Annotated in this window: 18 protein-coding genes; 7 read left to right on the top strand and 11 right to left on the bottom strand. The window is 48.2% G+C overall.

Annotated elements, in window-relative coordinates; translation table 11 throughout:
* Nucleotides 1–64: 64 nt before the first annotated feature.
* The 5 genes from ASG24_RS08115 to bioA all read right to left on the bottom strand — a co-directional run bounded on the left by ASG24_RS08115 (nt 65) and on the right by bioA (nt 4,313).
* On the bottom strand, nt 65–478 hold the full coding sequence (locus ASG24_RS08115; protein ID WP_055829090.1) for a VOC family protein: 414 nt from the start codon (nt 476–478) through the stop codon (nt 65–67).
* Between the two features lie 3 nt (nt 479–481).
* On the bottom strand, nt 482–907 hold the full coding sequence (locus ASG24_RS08110; protein WP_055827981.1) for an OsmC family protein: 426 nt from the start codon (nt 905–907) through the stop codon (nt 482–484).
* 137 nt (nt 908–1,044) lie between these two features.
* Nucleotides 1,045–1,497 carry an FKBP-type peptidyl-prolyl cis-trans isomerase gene (locus ASG24_RS08105; protein ID WP_200936992.1) on the bottom strand — a complete coding sequence of 151 codons (453 nt, stop codon included), beginning with the start codon at nt 1,495–1,497 and terminating at the stop codon, nt 1,045–1,047.
* Nucleotides 1,498–1,575: 78 nt separating this feature from the next.
* Nucleotides 1,576–2,997 carry a D-alanyl-D-alanine carboxypeptidase/D-alanyl-D-alanine-endopeptidase gene (gene dacB, locus ASG24_RS08100; protein WP_156376539.1) on the bottom strand — a complete coding sequence of 474 codons (1,422 nt, stop codon included), beginning with the start codon at nt 2,995–2,997 and terminating at the stop codon, nt 1,576–1,578.
* A complete protein-coding gene (gene bioA / locus ASG24_RS08095) occupies nt 2,988–4,313 on the bottom strand; it encodes an adenosylmethionine--8-amino-7-oxononanoate transaminase (protein WP_082488033.1) in 1,326 nt (441 codons plus the stop codon). Before bioA ends, dacB begins: the two co-directional genes overlap by 10 nt.
* Before the next feature lie 86 nt (nt 4,314–4,399).
* Here bioA and ASG24_RS08090 point away from each other — a divergent pair, with 86 nt between their 5' ends.
* The 5 genes from ASG24_RS08090 (at nt 4,400) to ASG24_RS08070 (ending at nt 9,143) form a co-directional block, all read left to right on the top strand.
* Nucleotides 4,400–6,334 (top strand): U32 family peptidase, encoded by a 1,935-nt coding sequence (locus tag ASG24_RS08090; protein ID WP_055869979.1) that lies wholly within the window; start codon nt 4,400–4,402, stop codon nt 6,332–6,334.
* An 80-nt stretch (nt 6,335–6,414) separates the two neighbouring features.
* Nucleotides 6,415–7,050, top strand: a complete 636-nt coding sequence (locus ASG24_RS08085) for a YchE family NAAT transporter (RefSeq protein ID WP_055869976.1) — start codon at nt 6,415–6,417, stop codon at nt 7,048–7,050.
* A 157-nt stretch (nt 7,051–7,207) separates the two neighbouring features.
* The gene (locus ASG24_RS08080; protein WP_055869974.1) at nt 7,208–7,639 is read left to right on the top strand and encodes an NUDIX hydrolase; all 432 of its coding nucleotides are present in this window, start codon (nt 7,208–7,210) and stop codon (nt 7,637–7,639) included.
* Nucleotides 7,636–8,730, top strand: a complete 1,095-nt coding sequence (gene mnmA, locus ASG24_RS08075; protein WP_055827997.1) for a tRNA 2-thiouridine(34) synthase MnmA — start codon at nt 7,636–7,638, stop codon at nt 8,728–8,730. Before ASG24_RS08080 ends, mnmA begins: the two co-directional genes overlap by 4 nt.
* 80 nt (nt 8,731–8,810) lie before the next feature.
* A complete protein-coding gene (locus tag ASG24_RS08070; RefSeq protein WP_055869971.1) occupies nt 8,811–9,143 on the top strand; it encodes a hypothetical protein in 333 nt (110 codons plus the stop codon).
* Between the two features lie 59 nt (nt 9,144–9,202).
* Here ASG24_RS08070 and ASG24_RS08065 read toward each other — a convergent pair whose 3' ends face one another.
* The 5 genes from ASG24_RS08065 to ASG24_RS08045 form a co-directional block, all read right to left on the bottom strand.
* Entirely contained in the window at nt 9,203–11,524 is a 2,322-nt protein-coding gene (locus tag ASG24_RS08065) for a TonB-dependent receptor plug domain-containing protein (RefSeq protein ID WP_235562356.1), read from the bottom strand.
* A gap of 77 nt (nt 11,525–11,601) precedes the next feature.
* Nucleotides 11,602–12,273 carry a PEP-CTERM sorting domain-containing protein gene (locus tag ASG24_RS08060; protein WP_055869968.1) on the bottom strand — a complete coding sequence of 224 codons (672 nt, stop codon included), beginning with the start codon at nt 12,271–12,273 and terminating at the stop codon, nt 11,602–11,604.
* A gap of 241 nt (nt 12,274–12,514) precedes the next feature.
* A complete protein-coding gene (locus tag ASG24_RS14760) occupies nt 12,515–13,444 on the bottom strand; it encodes a PEP-CTERM sorting domain-containing protein (protein WP_235562355.1) in 930 nt (309 codons plus the stop codon).
* A 375-nt stretch (nt 13,445–13,819) separates the two neighbouring features.
* On the bottom strand, nt 13,820–14,017 hold the full coding sequence (locus ASG24_RS08050; RefSeq protein ID WP_055869963.1) for a hypothetical protein: 198 nt from the start codon (nt 14,015–14,017) through the stop codon (nt 13,820–13,822).
* Between the two features lie 248 nt (nt 14,018–14,265).
* Nucleotides 14,266–14,889: a glutathione S-transferase N-terminal domain-containing protein gene (locus tag ASG24_RS08045; RefSeq protein WP_055869960.1), complete on the bottom strand. Its 624-nt coding sequence runs from the start codon at nt 14,887–14,889 to the stop codon at nt 14,266–14,268.
* A 143-nt stretch (nt 14,890–15,032) separates the two neighbouring features.
* Between ASG24_RS08045 and nadC the strand changes: the two genes are divergently transcribed.
* Complete coding sequence (gene nadC, locus ASG24_RS08040) at nt 15,033–15,905, top strand: carboxylating nicotinate-nucleotide diphosphorylase (RefSeq protein ID WP_055869958.1); 873 nt, start codon at nt 15,033–15,035, stop codon at nt 15,903–15,905.
* A gap of 85 nt (nt 15,906–15,990) precedes the next feature.
* Nucleotides 15,991–17,781 carry a GspE/PulE family protein gene (locus tag ASG24_RS08035; RefSeq protein ID WP_055869955.1) on the top strand — a complete coding sequence of 597 codons (1,791 nt, stop codon included), beginning with the start codon at nt 15,991–15,993 and terminating at the stop codon, nt 17,779–17,781.
* A gap of 33 nt (nt 17,782–17,814) precedes the next feature.
* Here ASG24_RS08035 and ASG24_RS08030 read toward each other — a convergent pair whose 3' ends face one another.
* Nucleotides 17,815–19,038, bottom strand: coding sequence for an ABC transporter permease (locus tag ASG24_RS08030; protein ID WP_055869952.1), 1,224 nt, complete (start codon nt 19,036–19,038; stop codon nt 17,815–17,817).
* Nucleotides 19,039–19,122 lie beyond the last annotated feature (84 nt).

Here is a 19,122-nt window from a genome sequence, read left to right as displayed (position 1 = left end):
AATCCTCTTAACAAATAAAGCCTCCAACAAGGAGGCTTTATGCTTTTGAAAAAAGTATCCAAATTTAGTTACCCGACATGCCTTTAACATGACGGCTAATTGGCGGATGGTAAATAAACTCAAGCAAATGACCGACGCTGTCCAGGCAATAAAAGCCCCGTGAGCCATCCCTGTGTGTTTTAGGCGCTTCGGTAATGCGTACGCCTTGCTCCACCATATGGGAATACCAGCCATCTACTGCCGCCTCATCCGTCAATGCAAACCCGATGTGGTCAAGACGCTGTAGCGGATCAGCCTTGTAATCAACCCGATGCAAGGCAAATACATCGCCATGATTGGTCAGGTAAACATTGTCCGGGTCTGGCTGCCATTCGATCTGCATGCCAACAATGCGCGTGTAGAAGTCTATCGCCGACTCCAGTTCTTTGATAAAGAGTGCCACGTGGCGAATACCTAACATGCCGACAGGAGTTGTCATCATTTACTCGGTAGTTGGCGTTCTGATTTCAAAATCATGCGTAATTTCACAAGCTTTTTGCAGCATGATACTGGCTGAACAATATTTTTCAGCAGAAAGGCTTATCGCACGCGAGACTTGTTGCTCGTTCAGGTTTTCACCGGTCACTACAAAGTGCACGTGAATCTTGGTGAATACTTTCGGGATAGTGTCGGCGCGTTCAGCTGCAATTTCTGCCACGCAATCCACAATCGGCTGGCGTGCTTTTTTGAGGATAGTCACTACATCAAATGCCGTGCATGAACCCATGCCGATCAGCAGCATTTCCATTGGGCGCATGCCGATATTACGGCCGCCATTCTCAGGCGCGCCATCCAGTACGACTGCGTGACCGGTTTCAGACTCGCCAACAAAACTGACGCCGTCTATCCATTTCACTTTGACTTGCATTGCTGATTTTTCCAATCGTTTTTTAATTTGTGACCAACGTCAATCACTTGAGGGCGGAGCTGGCAGATTGCAAGAATACCTAGCTTCCGTCACCAAGATGCTTAATTAAGAGCACCATACACCCAAACAATCACTTTCTATTTGACGCCGAGCAATTCAACGTCAAATACCAGTGTCGCATTTGGCGGAATCACGCCACCGGCACCGCGTGCGCCGTAACCCAGTTCAGAAGGGATAATCAGCGTACGTTTGCCGCCAATTTTCATACCTTGCACACCTTCGTCCCAGCCCTGGATGACCTGGCCACCGCCCAGGAAAAAGTTGAACGGGGAATTACGGTCCAGGCTGCTATCAAACTTTTTGCCTTTAAAGTCTTTGGCATTGGCATCGTACAACCAGCCGGTGTAATGCACGGTCACGTTGAAACCGATTTCGGCTTCGCGGCCATCGCCTACCACGGTATCAATTTTTTGCAGCTCAGTCACATTGGCAGTCATTTGGGTATTTTCCTTTGAATTGGGCGAGTTGGATTGCGCCTGGCAACCCGCTATTGATAACAGTAACACCATGCCCAAGCTTAATTTTTTCATTCCTGATTTCACATTTGCTCCTTGAAAACGACCATTATCATACGCGGTTTTTATTAAAAATTCTCAGTTGCCAGCTGGCTAGCGGCCTTCAATCAACGCTTTAATCAGGCCATCCTGGATGGAACGCGCTGCCGAAGCATTATTGTGATTGACCAGCATGACCAGCACATAGCGCTTACCCTGAACATCCTGCACATAACCGGCAATGCTGCTGACACCTTCCAGAGACCCCGTTTTCAAGTAAGCCATGCCTCGGCTGGGAGCTTCGGGCAAGCGCTTTTTGAGCGTACCATCTAACCCAAGAATCGGCAGGGAAGCCATCAGCACAGGCATCACCGGCCGCTGATAGGCTGTGACGAGTAATTGTGCAAGATGTTCCGCACTGATACGCTCGTTGCGTGACAGCCCGGACCCATTTTCCAACACCAGTTCAGTAAAAGACAGCCCGCTTTTGCTTAATAATTCCCTTACCACCAACGCACTGCTATTTTCGTCAGCTGGGACATGCCCTGCTTCCACGCCTATGGTCAGCATCAACTGCCGCGCCATGACATTATTGCTCCATTTGTTTATATCACGAATCACCTCATCCAGCGGCGCAGACCACCAGGTGGTGACCAATGTTGCGGAGGCTGGCAACACGGCAGCGACGGCCTGGCCATCCAGCCGCCCGCCCAATTGTGTCCATAATTTTTTGAAGGTATTCACCGCGTACTGATGCTGGCTAAGCGCGCTTAATTCAAGGTAGCGCTCCTCGCATTGTTCAGGTAATGTGCCGCTAAACGTCACCGTTGCGCCTTCTGGTGTCGCAGATACTTCATAACCCAGATTACTACGCCAATCCCCGCAAGCACCTTTGCTGACCTGCATGGCATTCAGCACTTTAATCTGTGGCAACTCAAACTCTTGTGTGACACTCACCACAGGCTTGCCGCCTTCTCTGGATACGCCAAACCTGAAACTGGTATGACCGCCATTCACCAGCAATGCATACGGATTGACGTTATAAGCGCGCCATGGCTCGTCATCCAGTATCGGACGTTGAGTGACTTCCGGCGTATAAATGGAAGCATCCAGCACCAGGTTACCTTTGATATGTTTAATCCCCTGTTGCTGGATCTGCTGCAACAAACGCCAAAGCTCGGCATTGTTCAGGGCCGGGTCACCGTAGCCTTTGATAATGAGATCACCATCAAGTACACCCTGATTCACTGACCCGTTTTTATAGACTTCTGTTTTCCAGCGATAAGCGGGCGTAAGGGCTTCCAGTACGGCGTAAGCGGTCACCACTTTCATGACACTGGCCGGGTTCATGGCCTTGGTCTGGTTATGGCTGATGAGCGGCGGCTCACCATCGAGGGGTTGCACCACAATCGCAACGCTATCCAGCGGTAATTTCGCTTTAGTAAGCGCTTCTTGCAATGAAACCGGCAAAACCGCCTGCGCAGCGCCGGTCCACAAGCAACAAAAGAACAGGCACCAGCGTATAGTTAGCTGCATGCCATACTTTCGAGAATCGTGGTTTGTGTTGCCTGTACCAGATGATCAATCTCTGCCTCATTCAGACAATATGGCGGCATCCAGTAGACTGTATTAGCTATCGGGCGCAGCAATAAGCCATGCCGCAACGCCGCCGCATAACAATCGCGGGCAAATTGTGGATTTTTGTTATCAACCTCAAACGCAGTGATCATGCCACGCTGGCGGACATGCTGTAGCGGCAAGTCATATGCCTGCACTGCTGTCCAAAGTTGCTGTGCGGTCTTCTGGTTATTGCCCAACACGTCAGAGGTTTCAAACAATTTCAGCGTTGCCAGTGCCGCACTACACGCTAACGGGTTGCCGGTGTAACTATGGCTGTGCAAAAAACCCTTGGCAGCTTGGTCATGGTAAAAAGCCTGATAAACATCATCGGTCGTGAGTACCACAGATAACGGCAAATAACCGCCGGTAATGCCTTTGGAAAGACACACAAAATCAGCAATATCACTGACTGTTCCACCCGCCTGCTCACAGGCAAACAAGGTGCCGGTGCGGCCAAAACCGACAGCAATTTCATCTGCAATCAAGTGGATATCATAACGGCTGCAAATCTCGCGTGCACTGCGCAGATAGGCTGGATGGTACATCGCCATACCAGCTGCACCTTGCACCAATGGCTCAATAATAAAGGCTGCCAATTCAGCGTGATGCTCGGCTGCATAAACCTCGAGCGCCTCAGCGCAGCGTAAGGCAAAAGCTTCTTCAGATTCACCGGCTGCAGCCAGTCGACTATCCGGACTGGGCATTTGTGCCGACTGTAAAATCAACGGCGCATAAGTGTCTTTAAAAATGGCAACATCGGTCACACTCAGCGCGCCCAAGGTTTCGCCGTGATAACTGTTCTGCAAACTGATAAATCTGGTTTTTTGCGCTTGCCCGCGATTACGCCAATAGTGAAAACTCATTTTAAGCGCGATCTCGGTAGCACTGGCACCATCTGAACCATAAAAAGCGTGACCCAGGCCAGTTAAGGATGAAAGTTTCTCTGATAGCTCCACCACCGGCGCATGGGTAAACCCGGCCAGCATTACATGCTCAAGCTGGTCTAACTGGGCCTTAATCGCATCTTTAATCTCCGTCCGGTTGTGCCCAAATAGATTGACCCACCAACTACTGACGGCATCCAGGTAGCCTTTGCCATCGGTATCAAATAGCCAGGCGCCCTCACCTCGGGCAATCGGAACCAACGGTGTGCGTTCGTGATGCTTCATCTGCGTACATGGATGCCACACGTGATTGTGGCTGCGTTGTAATAAATCCTGATTTCCACTCATGACGCTATTTTAAACCAAGCGCAAAATGCATGCTTCGTTTAAAATAGCGTCTTAAATCAAGTCGTTACACTGTAGATACATCCCGCATGCAAAAAACCCGCAAACATCTGGAACTGCTTTCACCTGCCAAAAACGCAGATTTTGGCATTGAAGCCATTAATCACGGGGCTGATGCCGTGTATATTGGTGGCCCGGCATTTGGTGCGCGCGCCAAAGCGCCGAATACCGTACAGGATATTGCCAGGCTGGTGCAGCATGCGCACAAGTTTCATGCCGAAGTGTTTGTCGCGCTGAATACGATTTTTCATGACAATGAGCTTGAAGGCGTACGCCAGTTGGTGCATCAGCTGTATGACTCAGGCGTAGATGCACTGATCGCGCAGGACATGGGCTTGCTGGAACTGGATTTACCACCGATACAGTTGCATGCCAGTACGCAAACCGATATACGCACTGTGCAAAAAGCCCAGTTTCTTGACCAAGTGGGATTCAGCCAGATTGTACTGGCGCGCGAGCTGGATATCGCGACGGTGAAAAAGATTGCTGATGCCACGACGGCTAACCTGGAATATTTTATACATGGCGCCTTGTGTGTTGCTTTTAGCGGGCAATGTTTTATCAGCCACGCACACACAGGCCGCAGTGCCAACCGGGGTGAGTGCTCACAAGAGTGCCGTTTGCCCTATACGCTGGAAGACCAGAAAGGTCGCATCCTGGGTAAAGACAAACATTACTTATCGATGAAAGATAACGACCAGAGTGCCAACCTGCGTGCGCTGATTGCTGCCGGTGTCAGCAGCTTTAAAATCGAAGGCCGTTACAAAGACCTGCCTTATGTGAAAAACGCCACCGCCCATTACCGTCAGCTGCTGGATGAGATTCTGGAAGAGATGCCGGAATACGCTAAATCCTCAGCCGGGCATGCCAGCTACACATTTACGCCACAGCCTGAAAAAACCTTTAACCGCAGTGCCACCGACTATTTTGCCAATGGCCGCCAGGCCGATATCGGTGCGTTTGATACACCCAAATTTTCAGGTGAAGAACTAGGTAAAGTGCGTAAAGTCGGTAAGGACTTTATCGATGTGGCGACAGAAGTTGTATTACACAATGGTGACGGCGTGTGCTTTTTTGATGTGCATAAAGAGTTGGTCGGATTGCGTGTGAATACGGTGCAAGCGCTGGATAACCATACACAACGCCTGTTCCCGAATGAAATGCCTGCGGATATCCGCAACAACACCCAACTCTACCGCAACCGCGACCACGCTTTTATGCGCTTGCTGGAAAAGGATTCAGCCACAAGAAAAATAGCGCTCGATGTTGTACTTTACGAAACGGCAGATGGCTTTGCACTGACACTGACGGATGAACAAGGCTTTAGCGCCACCACCCAATGCACTACCGCAAAGCAGCCTGCGAACGATACAGAAAAAGCCGAGGTATCGTTGAGGGAGAATCTGGCAAAACTGGGAAATACCGATTTTTCTGCCAGAGATATCGGCCTGGAATTGACCCAGCCTTGGTTCCTGCCCGCTTCTGTTGTGAACCAGCTACGCCGTGATGCCGTGCAAGAATTAATTGCCATCAGAACATTAGGCTATAATCGCCCGCCATTGCGTGCGGCTGCCGAGCCACCCGCTATTTATCCTGAAGATACTTTGAGCTACCTGGCAAATGTCTATAACCAGAAAGCTCGCGATTTCTATCACAAGCACGGCGTGAAGCTGATTGCCAGCGCTTATGAATCCAATGAAGAGCTGGATGAAGTGCCGGTGATGATCACCAAACATTGCCTGCGTTTCAGCCACGGCTTGTGTCCGAAAGAAGCCAAAGGCGTGATAGGTGTGCAAGGCACGGTGACGGCCGAACCTATGACGCTGATCAGCGGCAATGACAGGTACACACTCAAGTTCGATTGTAAGCCCTGTGAAATGCATGTGATGGGCAAAGTGCGCAAACATATCCTGCAAATGGCGCCACCGCAGCCAATTGCGTTTTTTGACAAACGTCCGGCATAAATAAAATGGCCTTGGCAATTTGTCCCGACCATTTTTTTAGGCAAGCTTGGCGACAAGACTGATGCCAAAAAGTGACTGCAATGAACGAATATACCTACCTGCTTAAAGTCGCAATTGCCTTGCTGGCGATTGTGAATCCCATCGGCAGCCTGCCAATCTTCATCAGTGCCACTAGTGGCTGGAGCAAAAAGGAACGTGCCCGTACCGCTCGCACGGTCGGTATGACTGTGATGATTGTGCTTTGCGTCTCGGCTTTTATCGGCGACAGAGTATTAGACTTTTTCGGCATCGACATTCCTTCATTCCAGGTCGGTGGCGGTATTTTGCTGCTACTGATTTCTATCTCAATGATGCATGGCAAGCAAAGTGGCACTCGCCAAACAGCAGAGGAAGCGCAAGACTTGGCAGAACGTGAAGTGATTGCGATTGTGCCATTGAGTATTCCGTTACTTGCCGGACCAGGCGCGATTTCCAGCATGATTATCACTGCGCAACAGCATCCTGGCTTTTGGGGGCATTTAAGCCTGATAATACCCGTGGCTTTGATTTCACTGTTTATCTGGGGCTTGTTATTACTTTCTGATGCCATCACCGATTACCTGGGCCCTATCGGGATTAATATCGTGACCCGCCTGATGGGACTGATTTTAGCGGCCATGTCAGTAGAGTTTATTGCGCATGGATTGACTGGTTTGTTTCCGCAGTTGGCGGGTTGATGACCACATATCGACAGCACATGATAGTAGTCAAGGCTTTAAGATAATTACCCTAATCAATCACTTAGCGTTAAAATAGCGCTTTTAACGAAACCCGCGTATTTTGAATTCACCTGCCTCTTCCAAGTCCTCCCAGCAGTGGAAACCCAACGTCACCGTGGCGGCAATTATCGAACAACACGGCAAGTTTTTACTGGTTGAAGAAACCACTGACCGTGGCAATCGCTTTAACCAGCCAGCCGGTCACCTCGAAGAAAACGAAACGATTATAGAAGCGACGATTCGGGAAACGCTGGAAGAAACTGCGTATGATTTTACGCCAGAAGCACTGGTAGGCATTTACCACTGGCAGCATCCGGGCAATGGCATCACCTATTTGCGTTTCGCCTTCACTGGCAAGCTGGGCACACATTATCCTGAACTAGCGCTGGACGACGGCATACTCCGCACTGTGTGGAAAACTGAAGCCGAGATCGCTGCCGACGGTAAGTTGATGCGCAGTCCGCAGGTGTTGTTATGCGTGCAGGATTACCTGGCGGGCAAACGTTATTCTTTAGATATTTTGAAACATTTGGGCCAGGCATTATGAGTAAGCCACATGTGATCGTCGGCCTGTCCGGCGGCGTTGATTCTTCTGTAACCGCTTTGTTACTAAAGCAACAAGGCTATCATGTCACCGGTTTGTTCATGAAAAACTGGGAAGACGATGACACTGATGAATACTGTTCTTCGAAGCAGGATTTGATCGATGCCGTGTCTGTCGCTGACAAGATAGGTATTGATATTGAAGCCGTGAATTTTAGTGAGGAATACAAAGAGCGAGTATTCACTAACTTCCTGGAAGAGTACCAGGCTGGCCGTACACCTAACCCTGACATACTGTGTAATGCAGAAATAAAATTCAAGGCATTTTTAGACCATGCGATGAGCCTGGGAGCAGATTTGATTGCCACTGGTCACTATGCCCAGGTTCGTGAGAACCCGATTCAACCAGGTAACTATCAGTTGCTGAAAGCAGATGACGGCAGCAAGGATCAAAGCTATTTCCTGTCACGCCTGAACCAGGCACAGTTATCTAAAACATTATTTCCGTTGGGTAAATATCTGAAGCGTGAAGTGCGTGAGATCGCGCGCGAGCATGGGCTGATCAATGCCGAAAAAAAGGACTCCACCGGGATTTGTTTTATCGGCGAACGCCCGTTCCAGGAATTCCTGCAACGCTACCTGCCAAGACAGCCCGGCATCATGCGCACCCCTGAAGGTAAGGTGGTCGGTGAGCACGAAGGTTTGATGTATTACACATTAGGCCAGCGTCAGGGTTTAAAAATCGGTGGTAGCCGCGACAGCAATGGTGAACCTTGGTTTGTAGCAGGCAAAGACATGGTCAGCAATGAACTGATTGTAGTGCAAGGACACGATCACCCACTGCTGCAAAGTGATGGCCTGACCGCCGGGCAATTGCATTGGATCAGCGGCGAACAGCCACGCACCAATTGGGTTTACGCGGCCAAAACCCGCTATCGCCAGCCGGATGCGCCATGCGAAGTCGATGCGGTGAATGATGAGGAAGCGACCATCCGCTTTGGTCAGCATCAATGGGCGATTACGCCAGGACAAAGTGTGGTCGTTTATGAAAGCAATGTTTGCCTGGGTGGTGGCATCATTAATGGCGCGATTTAAGCAATCAAAAGGCATGGTTATTGCTTCTGCTTCCCTGATAAACAATAACTCACACCTAAAGTGACAAGGAATGACACCTGATGGCCTACATACTTAAAAATAAAGAAGGTGCAATTATTGCCGCAAGTCCGGATACTCAGGTTTCGGCTGACTGGGTACAGGTAGAAAACTCAGATGCCGATTATTTGAATTTTCTGGATGAAGAACTTAAGAAACACCACACCTTCCGTGAAAGCGATATCCAGCTTGCGCGCGTACTTGAAGACTTGATCGGCATTCTGATCGAGCGCAGCCTGATAAGTTATACTGACTTCCCAAGTGCAGCGCAAAAACGCCTGAATGAACGCCAGACATTACGCCATAAAAATAATCTGCATACCCTGCTCGGTGATGATGATGTTGCACCGCTTTAAACAAATATATCATCTAAATATAGAAAAGCCTCAGAGATTCTGAGGCTTTTTAATTTCATTCAATACATTAACTCGACAAAGAATTTAACGTTTTTCCCCGGAGCAAAAATTCCCAATCCACCCATAGCAGCGTCGAGACGATACTCTTTATTGGTCAAATTTTCCCCTATCAGTCGCATTCCCAATTGTGGAGTAGCTTGCCAATGTACCCCGGCATTCCAGATTTCATAGCCGTCCTGCGTGCCAAAAACATAATCAGTGGTATTACCGCCACCGACAATTATATTCCTATCTGAAATCTTCCTGTAAGTGACATTAAAGTCCAAAGTCTTAGTTAACGACGCCCCCAAATTAATATTCAAGGTATTGCCAGGAATGGTATACAGTGGAACAAAACGCCCTCCGTCAAAAAGATTTCCATTTATTCGTGAATATGCGCCGCGCATATATATACCATGGTATTGAACAAAACCTTCTACCTCTATTCCATTTCTTCTTTCCCAACCTTTTTGTGTGATGCTCCTGTCATCGTTCTCACGCAAGGATGAAAGTAAATGCGAAGTATAGATGTGATAAAAGTTAATTTTGCTGGTAAGGCCAATATCAGTCCCCATTAGATGAGGATCTTGATAGCTCATGCCGACTTCGGTGGACTCAGAAGTCTGAGATTGATAAAGATCACCACAAATACCAGAGGGTGGGCCGTCTGGCATTGAAACTCCAGGAATCAAAAGTGCGCCTAATCGTCGGCATCTGCTGAATGTGCCTTGTGTAAACGACTCATCTATTAATGCTGGACGAAATCCTTGACCGTAATTGCTATAGACTGTCAATTGCTTGGGACTGGCACGAGGGAAGAAATCGTAAGCTAAGCCCAAGCTCCAGGTTTCTTCAGTAAATTCATTTTTACTGGCTTGTTTAAAAGGAGCAAGCAAGTCCAGAGTGCCACCGTCTGCTTCAATCTTATAATCATCCCTTCGATACCCTGGTTTGATACTTACTTGTCCAATCTGAAAATGTGGCTGAATATAAAATGCATTGTAAGAACGTTTGCCTGGAGGTGCAGAAGGATTGAAGCCATTGGGATAACCACTTGCCAAAGGGCTGGCGGGATTTTCAAGAAAGCGTTCTACGTCTCTTTCACTTTCATTGTATTGATAACCGGTTAACACGGCTATTAACATTGAATCAGCTTTAAAAATCGTGGAGATATTACTTAAATCCACAGTCTTTGTTTTGTAATCATAATAATCATTCATGTTTGTGCAAGTGCTGACATTGCACGGATTTATCGATGATTTGCCAGGCTGCAGCAGATCATGTAACTTTGTATGCCCTCTGCCCAATACAGCTTTCAGATTAACCCAAGGATGATCAGGCGTATAAAGCATGGTTTGAGTCCAGCTAAAATCATCAATACTTCGTATCACAGTGCCGAAGGTACCTGGTTGCCCGCCAGTTGCGTCATAAGGTTGCAACCCGCTATCATCAAAGGTGACTAATGAAGTGCTAAGTTCCAAATCTTCCCGTGGAAAAATGGAAACTTTGAGCAATTGGGAGATAGACTGGATTGCAGAACTATCTAATTTATCTCCATTTGCAAGCGTGATGTTATTCGCCTGGCGATTAGAGTAGTTGAATAAAATATCTACCCGTTCCTCGGGTCGGGCATACATCATATAAGAACGAGAGTATTCATCATTGTTATTGCCATAACCGAACTTGGCTTTGGCACCAAATTTCTGGCCGGGCTTTAACAAATCAGCCGCATTTTTTGTTTGGGCGATAATCGTGCCCCCTAAAGAACCTGAACCGCTGGTAATTTGTGGACCGCGTTGGATTTCAATACTTTTTAATAACTCGGGCTCTACAAAAGTACCCCCCATTCGATACTTTTCAAATCCTTTAGGCGCCCCATCAACTTTCACCATTACATCTTCATTATCCGTATAACCCCGAATACTAAAAGCCATACCACTTGGTCTTGGCCCCCCTGTAATTGATACACCTGGCGCAGATTTTACAGCCTCAAAAATGTTGCTCGGCTGCGTGCGTTGCAACTGCTCACTTGTGATTGTGGTAATCGGCAATGTAGGATTGATGCCAGACTCCTCTTTAACCCTGGTATCAGTGACGGACACCTCGGGCAATGTATCAACACTCTCCGATTTGTTTATCGGCTGATCATCCTGATCATTTTTAGACTGGGTATTTTCCTGGTTGGAGGTGTTCTCATCGCGGCTTATTTGATCTGCAGCAAAATTAATATGGCTGAATGAAATAAATAGAATGCAAATAAATAACTGAAATGCACCCATCATTGAAGAATAATGGTTATTAATTTTATTTCTACGTTGCCGTTGATCGAGGCATTCCATCATGAGCGCTTTACTACTAGAAGTATTAATTGAAACAAAGGGGCTGAATCAGCCCCTTTGTTTAGTTGCATAAATCGAAATCAGGTATTGCTTGTGCTAGTGCGACGTCTTGCAATCACACCTACCAGGCCAAGCCCGAGCGCCATCATGCCGTAGGTTTCTGGCTCAGGCACTGGCGTCACTGTTGGGACAGAAACAGTGGCTAAAGCAAGTTGATCCAAACTCATGCTTGATGAAGAGGCTCCGAAATTAAAGGTATACAGGTTTGAGCCTGTTACACCAGTCCATTTCCAGTACAACTCTTGCTCATAAGATGTACCAAATCCGCCAAAGTCACCTTGCGACTCAGTCTTTTGCACTACCACTTGACTTGCTGCCTGGCCATTCAAGAACGCAGATGCTTGAGATGCTGTATTACCTACCGTACCTATACGCAAATAAACATCATACAATCCACCTGCTGTGCCGCTTAAAGTTGCAGTAAATTGTGTAGCTACAGCGAAACTATATACATTGCCGCCCACTAAGAATGCGCCGCCAGTTGTTTCTTTTAGAGATGCTGTCGTTCCTGCTGATAAAGCTATTTCAGGGGTGGTATCACCTGTACTAAGTGCTGTGCTTTCAAATGTGTTCCATTCGGCATATTGCGTTGTTGTGCTCCAAGGTGCTGCCGTATCCCAAACACCTGCTGTTGCAAATGCTGATCCACTAAAGGCAAAACCAAATGCCAAAACCAAAGCTGATAATTTCATTTTATAAATCTCCTCTTACAGCGCATAAGTCCCTTCCTCTTGAAGGTGATACGCCATATACCTCAAAATAAGCCTCACGGACTCACACCGTTGAGTATTCAATTTCCATGTAAAAAACATGGACAAACACCTTTAACACTTAGCGGAGCGCCCGGCGGGTTTCCGAGGTTGCCTGAAGCGACAAAAGACCTGCACGTATTGACAGGGCCTTTATCACTACTACATAGATAGGCTTAAGTGTTTAAACATGACGGCGACGGCGCGCCACAAAACCGACCAAGCCTAATCCGGCAAGGACCATGGCATATGACTCTGGCTCAGGCACTGGTACCGCAACCACTTGATTGAAAGTGTCGCTCTGTGTCAGGCGGGCTGCATAAGTTTGGCTGTGTGCGACGACATCGAAAGTCACATTGAATGATGAAATATTGCTGTAGCCACTTAAATCCCACTGGAATGCATAGAGATTGATGTAGATCGGTTCTTCTGTACCTCCAGCACTTGTTGTACCGTTCTCGCCTTTGGTGCTCAGTTCAGCCCAGTTGGCAGTCAACTGCGTGGTTGTGTTATTGCTGAAAGTCAGGTTCAGCGTAGGGAAGTAGTTAGTCACGGCTAAAGCACCTGCCGCATGCGTTGAAGCGTCACCAATTGTGGTTGTATTGCCCACAGAAGGCTGGTAGAAATCGTAACCATTGGCACCGCCAATTTCGACCTGGAACACCACATTGGCCAGATTGTCCACTGGCGCAGTTTCAAACACACCCAGCTTGCCACCGTTAACATTGAAAGCACCGCTGAAAGAGCCTGCATAGAGGCTGTCACTCGAAGGAAAGGCCCCACCTGTTGCGCCATTACTCACTTTTCTGAAGGTTGCTGAACTATCATTATCAGAGCTGACTTGCGAGATCACGTTTGGCAATGGAGCCATGCCTGGGAAGCCGCCACCAGGGATACCAGCAATCGTGACTGGAGTACCATCCACTGTTTTGGTTTTGGAAGCAGAGCTCAGGTTATACCAGCCGTCATCCTTTTTAATACCATTCAGCGATTTAGCTACAGGAATCGCATCCTGAATACCGGTGGGTGTCGCAGCGAATGCAGGGGCGATATTCAGGCTAAATGCAGTCAATGCAACGATTGAGAGGGGTTTGAAACTTAGTTGATTCATCATTTTTTCTTCTCCATAGTCATACGGGCACAAGCCCATTAAACCAGCTACCCCTCTTCTCCTAGTTAGAGGTAGCTAGCATGCTCGTTTGCAGCATATGCTGCTCTACAAGACATAAGTCCTGCAGATAAACGAATCTTTTAATGTCTTGTTGAGTATGTAATCAGAGGCGAGATGATGCTTATGAACATAAGCATGCAATACCACGTAGAAACCTAGGTAGAAACCCAAGTAGAAACAAGGTGCCATGGATAATGCCGTTGACCCTTCCTCATGAAGGCGCTTGCGGGCGAACTACTCAACTCAACATTTCCACGGCCCCATGCCGTCGGAACTTTTGGGGAAATATCCCCCGATTTAATTCAACTAACTAGCGAGCTACTTGCTGTCAGCTAGTTCTGCAGCAGGCTGAAAATCCACCACAAATCGATATTGCTTTCCGCAATCAATAATCACTTCCTTCTGACCGCGCTTTAAAAGACGAATATCTACCTTGATGCTGCCAAAACCATCATGCGCAATTAGCTCATCGACTAATTCAAGCAATCTTTTTTTTAGTGGCACGCTGGCATCCATCACGAAGTTTTTAACCGTTACTAAATACTATATTCTCAAATGATAACAATTATCATTTGTATTATCAATGCCAAATTAATGACTTATAGTGATCAATGGAACTTTTTACAACATTTAACGTGATCGATGGCTAGCGGAATTAGAGGCTAAATTGAAATGACAATTCAACTTAGCTAAATGTGATTGCAGTCTTAGTGCAATAGAAAAGATAACAGCTCAAAGAGTGCTATTGATTGGAAGCTGTTTTTCTAGGGTTGTGGCATGGTCTGTTTGAAGCTTGGGCGCTTGACCAGCACGCCATAATGTTTGGCAAGGTTAGGAAACTTCTCCTGCCAGTATTTACCCTCTAATTGGGTACTCTTGAAACGCAAATCGATATAACCCAGCGTGGTACCCAAGGCAATATCGGCGAGGCTGAATGTTTCATTGACACACCACTTTTTCTTGAGGAGATCGTTATCTAATGCCGTCAGGCCGGCGACTACTTTAGCCATTTGCTTCTCTATCCAGGCGCTTGTTTGCTGCGCTTCAGGTTTACGCTGTTCCTGCATCACCGCAACCGCTGCATCACAGACACCATCAGCCAAGGCCTCCCAGCGACGCACTTTGATTTTGGCCAGATGATCCTGTGGAATCAAATGAGCCACTGGCGTACGGTGATCCAGGTATTCGACGATGACACGCGAGTCATAAAGGCTTTCACCATCATCCAGCACCAGCACCGGCACTTTGCCCAGCGGGTTGAATTGACTGACAGGACAGTCAGGCTCAGCCAGCAAGACACTAGTTAATGTGAGATCAATGTGTTTTTCGATGGCAACGATGCGAACCTTGCGTGCATAAGGACTGTTAACCGTATATAAAAGCTGCATAGTGTGTTTGCCAATGAAAGGTGCTGTTTAAGAAAAAAAGCCGGTCACAAAAACTGATGTCCCGGGTCGCTATTTATTATAATAGCTTTTGGCATGGGCTTAAAATTGTCCCATGCATAATTTTCAATCATGTAGATACCCTCATGACACAATCTTCGATCTACCAAACCTTGCCACCTTACCTGAATGCAGTGTTAATTGCCGAGCAGGTTAAAGCGATTTTGCAGGAAGACATAGGCAAAGGTGATCTTACTGCGGACCTCATTCCTTCAGGCACACGTGCTTCAGCGACCATCATCAGTCGTGAACAGGCTGTAATTTGTGGATGTGCCTGGGTACAGCAATGTTTCATGCAGTTGGACCCGACAATCACCTTAAATTGGCACGTTAAGGATGGCGATCTCGTGCAGCCCAATCAGACGCTGGTAGTCATAGAAGGCGATGCCCGTGCCATGCTGAGTGCCGAGCGCCCGGCTTTAAACTTCCTGCAAACATTATCTGCGGTTGCTACCCACACCCGGCAATATGCCGAACGGATTGCGGATTTGCCTGCCAAGGTTTTGGATACGCGCAAGACCTTGCCCGGTCTGCGGCTGGCGCAAAAATATGCAGTACTCACAGGCGGCGGTGCCAACCAGCGACTCGCGCTCTACGATGGCATATTAATCAAAGAAAATCATATTACTGCCGCAGGCTCCATCGCGTCTGTGCTGAAAGCCGCATTTGATATCTGCGAGACTGAGAATATCCAGATTGAGGTCGAGACACTGGATGAACTGCAACAAGCACTGGATGCCGGAGCGAAAAGTATTCTTCTGGATAATTTTACGCTGAATGATTTGCGTAAAGCGGTCACAACGACGCAGAAACGTGCCTTGCTGGAAGCGTCTGGCAATGTGGATCTGACTACAGTGCGCGCGATTGCAGAAACTGGTATTGACCGGATTTCAATTGGCGGGCTGACCAAGCATATTCAGGCTGTTGATTTGAGTATGCGTATTCAGATGCAGCTCTGAGTCAGCCCAGGAAAGTGACCAATCTTGCCATATTTCAGTGGCATGCTTTTTGCACCATAGGCTAATACTTAAGCCTAGAAGTGTCATGAATACTCCAGCCCCATTTTCATTACCTAAATCCCTAGAAAGTCTGCGTCTGGGTGATTTGCTGCGCATGCTGGTCTCAGATGGACGCATCGAGAAGGTGATGGCAGAAAAACTGCATCAAGACCGCAAGCGCGATAGCTCAAAGACCCACCCGATTGTCGTCGTTGCCGAACAAAAGTGGCAAGACCACCGGGAGCCCGCTCAAATGCTCACTGTGGATAACCTTAGCCGCTATGTTGCTTATAAGGCTAAAGTACCTTTCTATCAGATAGATCCCCTGAAACTCGACTTTAGTTCGGCTACCCAAATCGTGTCTCAGGCTTACGCCGAGCGTTTACGCATTATGCCGATTTCGGTCAAGGACGGAGTAGCTAAAATTGCGACTGCCGATCCTTTCCACCAGAATTGGGTGTTTGACCTTGAACGCATACACAATTTGCGGATTGAAGTGGTCATGGTCAACCCACTGGATTTGCAGAGATACTTGCCCGAACTATACAAGCTGTCTTCCGCCATCCAATCGGCCAATGTTGCTAAAGCCGGGCAGATTGTCGGCGTACAGAATTTTGAGCAACTGATCGAGCTAGGCAAAGACCGCCAGCTGGATGCCAATGAACAGCATGTAGTGAATATCGTTGACTGGTTATTTAAATATGCGTTTGAACAGCGCGCCAGTGACATCCATCTTGAACCGCGCCGAAATCTAGGCTTGATGCGTTTACGTATCGACGGCGTATTGCACCAGGTTTACCAGTTGCCCAGCAACATCATGAACGCAATTACCAGCCGTATTAAACTGCTGGGACGTATGGACATGGTAGAAAAACGCCGCCCCCAGGATGGGCGCGTTAAAACCGTGGACACCGATGGCAAGGAAATCGAATTACGTTTATCGACCATGCCTACCGCTTTCGGCGAAAAACTGGTGATGCGGATTTTCAAACCGGATGTTCTGGTACAGGATTTCCAGATGTTGGGATTTTCCAAACGTCAGGGTGAACAATGGGCGCAATGGACAAGCCATCCCAATGGGATTATTTTGGTTACAGGTCCGACCGGCTCCGGCAAAACCACCACGCTGTACACCACACTCAAGCAACTGGCCACCGATGAAGTGAATGTGTGTACGGTGGAAGACCCGATCGAGATGATAGAACCCGCATTTAACCAGATGCAGGTGACACAGAATATCGGACTGGGGTTTGCCGAAGGTATACGCACGCTGATGCGTCAGGACCCGGACATTATCATGGTCGGCGAAATCCGCGACCAGCAAACAGCGGATATGGCGATTCAGGCGGCGCTGACCGGTCACCTGGTACTTTCAACCTTACACACTAATGACGCGCCGTCTGCCATTACACGTCTACTTGACTTGGGTGTGCCTGCTTACCTGATCCACTCCAGCGTGCTCGGCATCATGGCACAACGCCTGGTGCGCACATTGTGTCCGCATTGCAAAACCGAAGGTGAGATTTCTAATGCCGAATGGGCCAGCATCACGCGCCCGTTTAAAGCAGCCAAGCCCAATAAGGTCATGAAAGCGGTCGGTTGCCAGGAATGTCGTCACACTGGCTATCGCGGGCGCACCGGCATTTATGAAATGCTCACGCTCACGCCAGCCATCCGCAAACTGATTACACCAGAGACTGATTTATTACAACTGCGCCAGGCAGCGACGCAGGCCGGGTTGCAGCCATTAATGCTGAACGGCGCTGAAAAGGTTGCCGCTGGCATGACCACGGTAGCTGAGGTTTTAAAAGTCGCACCGCCGATTGAAATGGATTAATTTCCCGGCTTCGACTTGTGTAAGGCGTAAGTATTACTGATAGCGCAATGCTTCTATCGGGTTCAATTTGGCAGCTTTTCTTGCAGGATAAAAGCCGAAAAAAATACCAATGGTGGCAGCCACACTGAAGGCGATTAACACCGAGTCACTGGACACAATCACTTCCGCCTGGGTAAGCAAACTGACTAATACTGCTCCGCCTATCCCAATCACAATCCCGATCAAGCAACCTACGATAGAAATCATCACCGCTTCCAGCAGGAATTGCAGCAGGATGTCGCGCTCACGGGCACCAATCGCCATGCGTATGCCAATCTCACGCGTACGTTCAGTCACCGACACCAGCATGATATTCATAATGCCGATGCCACCCACCAGCAATGATACGGAGGCAATCGCGCCTAAAAGCAATGACATGGTACGTGCAGTTTCAGCAGCGGAATTAGCGATGGCGGTCAGGTTGCGCACAGAGAAATCACTGTCAGCGCCTTCGCGGATGTTGTGCCGCTGATTCAGCAGGCTATTCATGGACTCTTCAACCATGCTCATGACTTTGTCTGAATTGGCTTGCACAATAATCTGGCGCACGCTGCCTGGCAGCTGGTTACCGAATAACTTACGTTGTGCAGTGGTCAGCGGCACGATGATGGTGTCATCCTGGTCACGACCATCCAGCGTTTGCCCTTTACTGGCCAGCACACCCAGCACAACAAACGGGCGCTGGTTGATCCGGATGGTCTGGCCAACAGGGTCAATATCGTCCCCGAAAATGTTCTGCACTACCGTTTGGCCTATCAAAGCTACGCGGGTTGCGGAACGCACATCCGAATCAGAAAATGCATAGCCGGCAGACATATTCCAGGAACGCACATCAAAATAACTGGGTGTGGTGCCAATGATGTCGGTATTCCAGTTATTACTGGCATAAACAATTTGTGACTTACCCATAGTCACCGGCGCGACACCCGCCACATCGCTTAATTCAGCAATTGCATTGGCATCTTTTATATTCAGTGACGGCGCATTACCGGTAGCAGAACGGACTCCACCCATACGGGGAGGGCCTGACAACACTACAAACAGGTTACTACCCATAGCGTTGATGGAACGCTTGACGGAGGCTTCTGCCCCTTGTCCGATGGCCATCATCAATACCACAGCACCTACACCAATCACCATCCCCAACATGGTTAAAAAGGTGCGCAAGCGGTTGGCACCCATGGCATGCCACGCTTCCCCTAACATGGCGCTAAACATGCTGCCATCCTTGCATCACGATGAAGGTTCCGGTTGGATAAGAATCAAGCTTTGAATATTTCATTTCAATCATTAATAGTGGCC

Origin of the sequence: Methylophilus sp. Leaf414, from assembly GCF_001425425.1 — a bacterium.
In the GTDB taxonomy this organism is placed as follows: domain Bacteria; phylum Pseudomonadota; class Gammaproteobacteria; order Burkholderiales; family Methylophilaceae; genus Methylophilus.
This window is presented reverse-complemented; position numbering and strand designations above follow the sequence as displayed.

Excerpts from the sequence above, each read along its gene's own strand:
- ASG24_RS08105 (WP_200936992.1), bottom strand. The coding sequence starts at position 1,497 with ATGAAAAAATTAAGCTTGGGCATGGTGTTACTGTTATCAATAGCGGGT.
- dacB (WP_156376539.1), bottom strand. The coding sequence starts at position 2,997 with ATGCAGCTAACTATACGCTGGTGCCTGTTCTTTTGTTGCTTGTGGACC.
- ASG24_RS08065 (WP_235562356.1), bottom strand. The coding sequence starts at position 11,524 with ATGATGGAATGCCTCGATCAACGGCAACGTAGAAATAAAATTAATAAC.
- mnmA (WP_055827997.1), top strand. The coding sequence starts at position 7,636 with ATGAGTAAGCCACATGTGATCGTCGGCCTGTCCGGCGGCGTTGATTCT.
- ASG24_RS14760 (WP_235562355.1), bottom strand. The coding sequence starts at position 13,444 with ATGATGAATCAACTAAGTTTCAAACCCCTCTCAATCGTTGCATTGACT.
- ASG24_RS08115 (WP_055829090.1), bottom strand. The coding sequence starts at position 478 with ATGACAACTCCTGTCGGCATGTTAGGTATTCGCCACGTGGCACTCTTT.
- ASG24_RS08030 (WP_055869952.1), bottom strand. The coding sequence starts at position 19,038 with ATGTTTAGCGCCATGTTAGGGGAAGCGTGGCATGCCATGGGTGCCAAC.
- nadC (WP_055869958.1), top strand. The coding sequence starts at position 15,033 with ATGACACAATCTTCGATCTACCAAACCTTGCCACCTTACCTGAATGCA.
- ASG24_RS08060 (WP_055869968.1), bottom strand. The coding sequence starts at position 12,273 with ATGAAATTATCAGCTTTGGTTTTGGCATTTGGTTTTGCCTTTAGTGGA.
- ASG24_RS08070 (WP_055869971.1), top strand. The coding sequence starts at position 8,811 with ATGGCCTACATACTTAAAAATAAAGAAGGTGCAATTATTGCCGCAAGT.
- ASG24_RS08110 (WP_055827981.1), bottom strand. The coding sequence starts at position 907 with ATGCAAGTCAAAGTGAAATGGATAGACGGCGTCAGTTTTGTTGGCGAG.
- ASG24_RS08085 (WP_055869976.1), top strand. The coding sequence starts at position 6,415 with ATGAACGAATATACCTACCTGCTTAAAGTCGCAATTGCCTTGCTGGCG.
- ASG24_RS08045 (WP_055869960.1), bottom strand. The coding sequence starts at position 14,889 with ATGCAGCTTTTATATACGGTTAACAGTCCTTATGCACGCAAGGTTCGC.
- ASG24_RS08050 (WP_055869963.1), bottom strand. The coding sequence starts at position 14,017 with ATGGATGCCAGCGTGCCACTAAAAAAAAGATTGCTTGAATTAGTCGAT.
- ASG24_RS08090 (WP_055869979.1), top strand. The coding sequence starts at position 4,400 with ATGCAAAAAACCCGCAAACATCTGGAACTGCTTTCACCTGCCAAAAAC.
- ASG24_RS08035 (WP_055869955.1), top strand. The coding sequence starts at position 15,991 with ATGAATACTCCAGCCCCATTTTCATTACCTAAATCCCTAGAAAGTCTG.
- bioA (WP_082488033.1), bottom strand. The coding sequence starts at position 4,313 with ATGAGTGGAAATCAGGATTTATTACAACGCAGCCACAATCACGTGTGG.